The following is an 8451-nucleotide window of genomic DNA, read 5'->3' as shown; positions in this document are numbered from 1 at the left end:
CAACGCAGTCTGGCCTGTTTGCAGGCGCAATCCAGACGGAACGGGCCGGTTTTCCCGCGATCCTGCGTTGCGAAGCGCGTCCATGCGCTTCGCCCTTCGGGCCGGCCTGCGGCCGTCCGAATACGTTCCCAACGCATTCGTGTCGTTCACTGACTTGGAATAACCAAGCGGCACTCACTCCGCCTGGGCTCGCGTGAAAACTGGCTCCGTCTTGGGGGTGCTAATAGTTCAGTGTTTCCCTAGTACTCCCCCACCGTCACGATTTTGAGCGCATTCGTGCCGCCGGGCCCGGTGAAGTCGCCCTTGGTGATGAGCACGCGATCCCCGTCGGCCACCAGATCGCGGTCGCGCAGGCAGTTGATGGCTTCGCGGATGGGCTTGAGCGAGGAGTCCAGATGCGTGGCGTCGAAGTGGATGGGGTAGACGCCTCGGCATAAACACATGCGCTGACGCGTGGAGGCAAACCGGGTCATCGCGAAGATGGGGATGCCGATGTCCTGTCGCGACATCATTCTTGCGGTCGCACCGGACTCGGTCAGCGAAATAATGGCCTGGGCGTGCATGTGGCGGGCGGTATACATGGTCGCCATGGCAATGGCTTCGTCGGTGCGGGCGAAGTGGTCCGCCTTCTTCGACCGTTTGCGCCGCGAGACCAGGTGCTTCTCGGCGCCAAGGCAGACACGCACCATCGCATCGACCGCTTTGACCGGATACTTGCCGGCCGCCGTCTCCGCCGACAGCATCACGGCATCGGTGCCGTCCATAACGGCATTGGCCACGTCCAGCACCTCCGCCCGGGTGGGGATGGGCTGGTGGACCATGGATTCCATCATCTGCGTGGCGGTGATCACCACGCGGTTCATCTCGCGGGCCAGGGCGATGATGCGCTTCTGTACGGCCGGTAGTTCGGCGTCACCAATCTCGACGCCCAGATCGCCGCGCGCCACCATGACGCCATCGGAGGCCTCGACAATGGGTTCGAGGTCATCCAGCGCCTCGGCCCGTTCGATCTTGGCGATGAGATGCGCGTCCAGCCCGTGGGATTCACAGAGGTCGCGCGCGGCCTGCATGTCGGCCGCCGTGCGCGGAAACGAGACGGCCACGAAATCGGCGCCGATTTCGGCGGCCAGTTTGACGTCTTCGCGGTCCTTGTCGGTGAGCGCTTCGGCTGACAATCCTCCGCCCAGACGGTTGATGCCCTTGCGATCGGACAGCCGCCCGCCGGAGACCACACGGCAGTGCACGGCCGAGCCGTCGATGGTCTCGACCTCCAAGCGGATGGCGCCGTCGTTTAGCAGCAGCACATCGCCGGCCTGCACGTCGGTGGTGAGCGCCGGATAGCTAATGCCGACACGTTCCACGGTTCCCGCCTTGTGATCCAGCGCCGTGTCCAGCGTGAACCGGGCCCCATCTTCAAGTTGCACCGGTCCGTCGGCGAAGCCTTCAATGCGGATCTTGGGGCCTTGCAAGTCGACCAGGATGGCGACCTCCCGGCCCGTGTCCTCGGCAGCCTTGCGCACGGCGTCGATACGCCGGCGGTGCTCCTCATGCGTGGCATGCGAGAAATTTACCCGCGCAACATTCATCCCGGCGAGGACGAGATCCCGAATGGTTCCGGCGCCGTCGGTTGCGGGCCCCAGGGTGGCGACAATTTTGGTGCGTCTTCGCATGCTTGCTCCTGCAGTCGAGATCGGGCGCGGCACGAACCGGCGTTATACCCGGGCCGCATGACCGCCCCGTTGCGTTCGCTAGGCTCGTACGCCCAGCTGTTCGAGCAGGGCCTGCGACCCGATCTGCGGTGAGGCCTGTGCCTGCTCGGCGGCGTGGATTAACCGGCAGACCGCGGCGTTGACGGGCGCCTGGCGTCCGATGCTCTCGGCCAGCCGTACGATCTCGCCGTTGAGATAGTCGATCTCCGTTTTACGGCCCCGCGTCAGGTCTTCCCACATGGAGGACCGCGCCTGGGGGTCTACCTTGACCATGCCGGCTGCGACCCGACGAAACAACCAGTCGGGCGCGACGAGAATCTTGGGCATGAGCGTCGGCAGCATCTTGCCGGAGCGTTTCACGGCGAAGCCGGCGGCGGTGATCAGGGCCAGGGCTTCGCGTTGTGCGGCGGCGGTCGCCCGACGGTAGTCACGGTCGGCCAGCTGTTCCTGCAAGGGCAGACCGGAGAGCGCATTGGTGGCGTTGTTGAGATTGACCACCAGCTTGCCCCACTGCACGGCATCGATGTCCTCATCGAGCACCATGGGCAGCTCGGCCTGCTTGAACGCTTCGCCCACCGCACGCGCTACATGGTCCAGCGGCTCGCCCGTCTCCACCACCAGTGATCCGCTGGTGCCCTGGTGAAAATGAGCCGCGTCGGTCCAGATCACGTTGTAGGGCACCATGCCGGCCAGGACATGCATGCCGGGCAGGCGCTCACGCAGCACGGCCGGGTTGCGGACACCGTTCTGGAAGCTGACCACTGTGGTTCCGTTATTGAGATGCGGCGCCAGGGAGCGCGCCATGGGTTCGGTATCGTGACTTTTGGTGGTGACGAGGACCAGATCACAGCCCGCCAGGGCCGCTGGATCGGTGGTGATCTCCAGCGCGTCGGCACCCACGGTCTGGTCGAATCCGTCCAGCGCCGTCAGTCGTAGGCCCTGGTCTGCGACGGCATCGGCCAGGCGCTGTCGACCCAACAACACGACGCGATGCCCGGCGGCCGCCAGCCGGCCTCCCAGATAAGCCCCGATGCTGCCGGCACCGGCAACGCCGATCGTGACCGGATTTCTCATGTTCGTCCCTCTCGCATGGCATGCAATGTCTTGGCGTGATCCAGCCGCAGGCGACGTCTGACCTCCGCCTCGCGGAAACGCTGGGCCTCGATGTCGGATTCCGGCTGGACCGGGGGCACGTCGATAGCACGGTTATGCTCGTCCAGCGCAACAAACGTCAGATAGGCCGAGACGATGTGCCGGGTCTCACCGGTGTAGCTGTTCTCGGCAATCACCCGGGCGCCGATCTCCATCGACGTGCGCCAGGCGCGGTTGACCGACGCCGAGTAGATCAGGGTATCGCCCTCGGCGGCGGGCGACAGGAAGTGCATGGCATCGACGGAGACCGTGACACAGACACGACCGCTGTGACGTTCGGCAACCACCAGTGCGAGACGGTCGATGGTCGACATAACCAGACCGCCGAAAACGGTCCGGTGGGCATTCATGTCGTTCGGAAAAACCTTGTAGACATGACCGCGAATCGCGGAAGCAGACACCGGGCGTGGGGCAAGTGTCGCCTGTGACACGACGGCGCTCCTGAACAAATCAGGCCCCGAGCATAACGAAGCCGGCGACTGCCCGCCGCCGGCTGTGGTGTGACACCCGCGCCTGCCTCGGCCCCATCAGCCAAGGCAGGGCACCGAGGTTAGTCGCAGAGAGGCAGCAACCCGCAGAGCAGGGCAGACAACCCACCGGTCACCGGCGTGAGCACGGCCACAAGCACCGTGTAGAGCACGTCGACCGCCATCGGCAGCACGCCTTGTTCGGCGAGCAGGGCGTCCAGTTCGTCGGCCAGATCCGAGATGAGTGCGGCCAGATCCGGCTCCCCATTGGCGAGGTCCTCCAGGGTCGCCGCAAGCAACGGCAGGATGTTCTCCAGGCCCAGCAGCATATTCTCGACCGAACCCAGCATGGCCGTATCCGGGAACCCGGTGGCCGGGTCGCTAAACCCGTCGATCATGCCGGCTGTTTGGGTGAGCGTCGGCGTCAGCACCGCAAGCGCGGTCGCCAAACCCTGACGGGCCTCTGGCGACAGCTCGAACGCCTGGGTGTCCATGGCCGCCAGCTCCTGCGCCACCCGGCGCAGCTGAGCGGTCAGGGCGCTCACGTCGCTAATTGCTGCCGGATCGGCCAGCCATGCGTCCAGCTCCGATAACGCAGCCAGTGCCGCCTGCGTCTGCTTCTGGCCGGCCTCTGGCGCCAGCGACTGCAAGCCGGCGATCAGCAATGCCACCGTATCGCGGGTGTGGACGAAGACCTCAGCCCCGGCGTCTGCAAGCAGGGTCTGGAACACCGCCGGGTCGGCCTCCCCGGCGGAGACGAAATCGCCGGCCGCCAGCAGCGCCTCCAACAATTCATCGGGCGCATCCAACAACGTGATGACAGCCAGGCTCACCGCAGTGACCAGTTCACGACCCGCCGCGTCGGGCAGGCGAGTGGACAGGCCGTCGATGAGCAGCTGGTCAAGCGTGACCTGCAGCTGATCCAGCGGTTCGCCCCCCAGCAGTGGATCGATATCGACGGCGGGCTCATCAGCCACCGGCAGCGGCGTGGAGTCGGTGGTCTCACCCTCACTGCCCGAACAGCCGGCGAGTCCGATGGTCAGCGCAAGGCCGCAGCCGAGCAGTCCGTGACGAATCATTGCGTTCATGGTGAGCCTCCAAGCTCCAGTCTGTGCGTTCAGTTGGTGCTGAAAGTGTCGGCCTATCGGCTTCACATTCCCTTCACTAGACTGACGGGCGGTGGCAATTTGGCGCCCAGCCGTGAAGTCAGGATCACGACGGGACGCCAGGCCCACCAGGCTGGGATTTCTAGCCCTCGTCGCAGAGGGGCAAGACCCCGCAAAGCAGCGGTGACAAGCGGCCCGTCAGCGGACCCAGCACGGCGATCAACGGGCTGATCAGCCCACTCACGCGGTGGAGCACACCCTCGGTATCGAGTAAGCCGGACAGCGTGCCCACCAGTCCCAGCGTGGCCGTGACCGGGTCGAATCCCAGACGCTCCGGCAGCGCGGCCACAATGCTCTCCAGGTCGGGCGCCGCCTCGAGCAGACCTGACAACAAGCCTTCGATGGGTTGCAACAACGCCTGGGCCGGCGAATCGGCATCCGACAAGCCGGCCAGCAAGCCGGTGACCTGACCCAAACTACCGGTCACCATGTCCAGTGCGGTGTCCACCGCAGCCTGGCCTGATTCCGGAATCGCCAGATCAGCGGCATCGAGCAGCTCCAGGGCGTCCACGGCGCCCGCCAGGGGCTCGAGCACGGTGGATAGGTCCGCGACCGCGGCCGGATCGTTGAGCAGGTCTGACAGGGCGACCAGTTCTCCCGCCAGCTCGCTCACCGGATCACCAGCCCCGGACCCCGAGGCGTCGAGCAACACGCCGGCCAGGTCGAATACGGCGCCCTGCACATGCGCAATCATCTCCTGGCCCGTGTCGGTGAGCAGCATCTGGTAGACCGCGGGATCGGCTTCGCCCTCGGTTAACAAGGTGCCGGACAGCAGCAAGGCCTCCAGCAATTCGTCAGGCGCCTCCACCAGTGTGAGCAGCACATCGGACAGCTTGCTCAGCACCCGGCCGCCCGCGTCGCTGGGCAGATTCGCGGCAATCTGTTCGGCCAGCAGGGTATCGAGAGCGATTTGCAGCTGATCCAGCGGCTCCCCGCCAATCAGCGTGTCCAGCGAATCTTGCACCGGGACCGCGGTGGGGCTGGATTCGCCCCCTCCCGAAGAGCAGCCTGCGGTTGCAATCGCGGCCGCAAGGCCCAGGGTCACGCCTGCGCGGCGAATCGAGGTGAGCACTGTCATGGCGAGTCTCCGTCCGAACCGGACTGTTGTGGTTATGGCACACCAGTCTGGAAGACGCGGAGATCGCTGTCCGTCGGCCCGGAGCCGATCCGGCTGTTAGTGAAGACTGAACGAAGTGTCAGCCCAGGCCTACAAACGCCCCGCCAGCAGGTCGTCGATGATCGAGGCAAGCCTGGCGCCCTGGTCCTCTTGCACGAAGTGACCGCCCGGTATTCGCTGGTGGCTCAGCCGCCGGGCACCCGGGACATGCGCATGCCAGGCGCGGTCGCCGCCACGGGTGATGGGATCACCGGTCGAAAAGCAGGTCAGGAAGGGCTTGGTCCACTCGCCCAGCGCCGCCCAGGCCTGGCGGTTGGCTGCCGCGGCAGGGTCGTCCGGCGTGGTCGGGACCAGCGAGGGCAGCAGACGCGCTGCGGTCTTGAAGCTGCGATCCGGAAACGGTGCGTCATAGGCAGCTCGCTCGGCCGGGCTGAGCCGGCGGCGCGTCCCCGAGGCCACGATGCGACCGATGGGAAACACCGGTGAATGGCGCGCAAAGCGCTGCCAGGCCCGAAACGCCGGCGGCATGGACTGATCGCCCGTTGGCAGGCCGCCATTGGACAGCACGATGGCGCGAAAGCGATCCGCCTGCTCGGCGGCCAGTCGCAAGCCGATGAGCGAGCCCCAGTCCTGACAGAACAGGGCGAGGTCGCCAAGATCCAGTTGCACCAGCCAGTCGGTCATCCAACCGACCTGGGCTGCGTAGCTGTAATCCGTCGCAGCCGATGGCTTGTCCGAGCGCCCGAATCCGATCAGGTCTGGGGCCAGCACCCGGTGTCCCGCGGCAACCAATGGCGGAATCATGAAGCGGTAGAGGTAGCTCCAGGTCGGTTCACCGTGGAGCAGCAGCACAGGCGCCGCATCGCGCGGCCCTTCGTCCAGGTAATGCAGGCGCAGGCCTGCCACCTGGGCGTACTGCGGTTGAAACGGGAAGTCGGGCAGCGCATCGAAGCGCTCTTCTGGGGTGCGCAGAATGTCCATGAGGGACCGTAGCCTGGGTCGTGATCAGCAGTGTGAACTACCCGCCTGTGCCAGGCCATGTGTCCGACCCGGAGCAACGCCGCTGCGACTACCCGACACAGCGGTTTCGCCCGGACTCCTTGGCCACGTAGAGCTGGGCATCGGCAGCGCTAAGCAGCTTGTCCGGGCTGGCGTGATCATCGGTCTCGGCCTGCGCCACACCCGCGGAAATGGTGACACAGCCCAGCGGGACCTTGGCGTGCTCAATCTGCAGCTCGCGGACCTGGTCCACCACGATCTGACCAATTCTGATCGCCCCCGCCAGGTCCGTCTTGGGCAACAGCAGCGCAAACTCCTCGCCGCCGAATCGCGCCGCTAGATCACCGGGACGCCGCGCCGAGTCCTCCAACACACGTCCGACCGCCCGCAGGCAATCATCGCCAATCAAATGACCGTAGTGATCGTTGTAAGCCTTGAAGTGATCGACATCAATGAGCACCACGCTTAGCGGCTGATGGTCTCGCACCGCGGCGCGCCAGCTACGGGTCAACTCCTCGTCGAACACCCGACGATTGCAAAGCCCGGTCAGCCCGTCGATGCGGGCCAGTCGTTCCAGAGTCTGATTGGCGCGCTCCAGCGCCACGGTTTTCTCCTGGATGATCGCCTGCCGGCTCATCACCTCATCGTGCAGGGCAAAGCGCAGCTCTTCGGATTGCGCCAGCAACTCCTTCTGACTGTCCCGCGCGCGAATCATCTTGACCAGCAGGGTCAGGAACTTGCGCCTTAGCACGCGGATTTCCGTCGGCCAGTCCAGCTCGGGGTCGGAGAGCTCCGCCTCGCTCAGCGTCTCCAGGTCTAGTTGGCGCAGCTCCGCAATCAGCGCCGTCACGGGTCCGTTCACACGACCGGCAATCCACCGCCCCACGAGATACGCCACGATCAAGCCCATGAGCAGGGTCGACAAGGCAACCAGCTGCGTGGTTTGCGAGTTTCGCCAGCCGGTTGACTCCTGCACCAGACCGCCGACAACCTGCCAGTCGCCCGCCACCGACCGCACCGCATGAGCGCTTTCACGAGATGGCGCAAACCATTGCTCGGGCGCCGGGCTCATCGCGGGCCAGCGGTCGGGCTTGGTGGTGCCGACGATCTGACGCAGCCCGTCGACAATGGCGATGCAAATGGTGGGCGTGACCACCTGGCCCTGCACGCGGTGCACGAGGCTGGCCGCATCCATCGACCCCTTGATCACGTAGGCGGGCTCGCCGGCCACATTCACGCTCCGGGACAGCGCCACCAGCGGCTCGGCAGCCACCAGATCGTCGACGAAGATTCCGGAAACCTGCACTCCGGCGTCGCTCAATGCATGCCGGAAATAATCCCTGTCCCAAACAGCCTGGCCCAGGCGCTCGGCCGCCGGCACGATGCCGTCGGTACCCCGCTCGGTCGCGGCCACGATCATGCCCTGGCGATCAATCAGCGCCATGGAACGAAAGCTGTCGTAGACCGCATGCACATCAAGCAGCGCGCGATCCAGTGCCGCATCCGCAAGCTCCAGCGCCTCGAGTTCACGGCCCAGCGACTCGATGGCCAGCATGTGCCGCGCAAGGTACTCGTCCAACGCCGTGGCCCCCAGGCGCACCGAAGTCTCGACTTCGTTCGCCGCAGCTCCCCGTTGCTGAATCCCTTGGTATGTCACGACCACGCAAACTGCGATGATCATCGGCACCATTGCCGCCACGGCAATCGCCAGGGTGATCTGCGACCGCAGATCATCCCCCGACAATTCCCGGCGCAACCAGGCCGCAATGCGTCCCCGGTTGCTTTGGGGTGCCGATTCCCCCATCAATTCGCTCAACTCACCCCCCTGTCGGAGCGGAACC

Annotated in this window: 7 protein-coding genes; all 7 read right to left on the bottom strand. The window is 65.5% G+C overall.

All coding sequences use genetic code 11. The features are described 5' to 3' along the window. Nucleotides 1-239: 239 nt before the first annotated feature. The gene (gene pyk, locus DEH80_RS14160; protein WP_109721161.1) at nt 240-1670 is read right to left on the bottom strand and encodes a pyruvate kinase; all 1431 of its coding nucleotides are present in this window, start codon (nt 1668-1670) and stop codon (nt 240-242) included. 78 nt (nt 1671-1748) lie between these two features. After that, nucleotides 1749-2783 carry a 2-dehydropantoate 2-reductase gene (locus DEH80_RS14155; protein ID WP_109721160.1) on the bottom strand — a complete coding sequence of 345 codons (1035 nt, stop codon included), beginning with the start codon at nt 2781-2783 and terminating at the stop codon, nt 1749-1751. Further along, a complete protein-coding gene (locus DEH80_RS14150) occupies nt 2780-3292 on the bottom strand; it encodes an acyl-CoA thioesterase (protein ID WP_243412824.1) in 513 nt (170 codons plus the stop codon). The genes DEH80_RS14155 and DEH80_RS14150 overlap by 4 nt, the downstream gene beginning before the upstream one ends. 119 nt (nt 3293-3411) lie before the next feature. After that, entirely contained in the window at nt 3412-4416 is a 1005-nt protein-coding gene (locus DEH80_RS14145) for a hypothetical protein (protein WP_133249252.1), read from the bottom strand. 160 nt (nt 4417-4576) lie between these two features. Next, entirely contained in the window at nt 4577-5572 is a 996-nt protein-coding gene (locus DEH80_RS14140) for a hypothetical protein (protein ID WP_109721158.1), read from the bottom strand. Nucleotides 5573-5701: 129 nt separating this feature from the next. Then, complete coding sequence (locus DEH80_RS14135; RefSeq protein WP_109721157.1) at nt 5702-6592, bottom strand: haloalkane dehalogenase; 891 nt, start codon at nt 6590-6592, stop codon at nt 5702-5704. Nucleotides 6593-6680: 88 nt separating this feature from the next. Then, entirely contained in the window at nt 6681-8414 is a 1734-nt protein-coding gene (locus DEH80_RS14130) for a sensor domain-containing diguanylate cyclase (protein ID WP_165831479.1), read from the bottom strand. Nucleotides 8415-8451 lie beyond the last annotated feature (37 nt).

It is taken from the genome of Abyssibacter profundi, from assembly GCF_003151135.1.
In the GTDB taxonomy this organism is placed as follows: domain Bacteria; phylum Pseudomonadota; class Gammaproteobacteria; order Nevskiales; family OUC007; genus Abyssibacter; species Abyssibacter profundi.
The sequence above is the reverse complement of the archived record's forward strand: the minus strand, read 5'-3'. Positions and strand labels throughout refer to the sequence as shown.